Raw genomic sequence first — 522 nt, 5'->3', positions numbered from 1 at the left:
CCAGAGTTTGCTCTGACTCATCAGGCTGAGATTCTACTGACTGAGCGGCTTCCGCTTCAGGCGCGACTGGTTCAGCCTCGACTTGTGATTCAACTTCAGTTTGATCTTCAACGTTTTCTACGTTCGCTTCATTCTGAGTTTTTGGGCTTTGTTCTTCTTCACCAAAACCAAGCCACGATAATAATCCGCGCTTCTTTTTTTCCGTCATCAGAGGAGTTTCCTAGATCTACTAATTAGCTGTATTGGCTTAATGCACGTCGACTCTTTGCTATTGTTATACAATACAAGCTTGTACAAACGAATAGTAAAGAAAAATGACAAAGCAGTGATAAGTTTGCTTTTAGCTTGATACACTTTGTCATTGCAAATTTATTTAATACTCGAACCAACTTAAATTGGGCTCGGTATAGTATCACTTTATTAGCGGTCAAAAAATCTATGGTAAGACGTCGCCAGCAAAACACATCACAAAAAAAGCCTTCCGGTGGCTTTGTTCGAATTATTAGTGGTTCATGGAGAGGT

Annotated in this window: 2 pseudogenes; one reads left to right on the top strand and one right to left on the bottom strand. The window is 40.2% G+C overall.

Features of this window, described 5'->3' with window-relative positions:
- Positions 1–208, bottom strand: a pseudogene (locus tag BCT81_RS03100) (signal recognition particle-docking protein FtsY); the annotation flags it as partial.
- 230 nt (positions 209–438) lie between these two features.
- On the opposite strand from BCT81_RS03100, the pseudogene BCT81_RS03095 reads away from it, so the two are divergent.
- A pseudogene (locus BCT81_RS03095) lies at positions 439–522 on the top strand (16S rRNA (guanine(966)-N(2))-methyltransferase RsmD); the annotation flags it as partial.

The organism is Vibrio sp. 10N.261.52.A1, from assembly GCF_002876325.1.
Classification (GTDB): domain Bacteria; phylum Pseudomonadota; class Gammaproteobacteria; order Enterobacterales; family Vibrionaceae; genus Vibrio; species Vibrio chagasii.
Note: the sequence above shows the minus strand (reverse complement) of the source record. Positions and strands in the feature narration are given on the sequence as shown.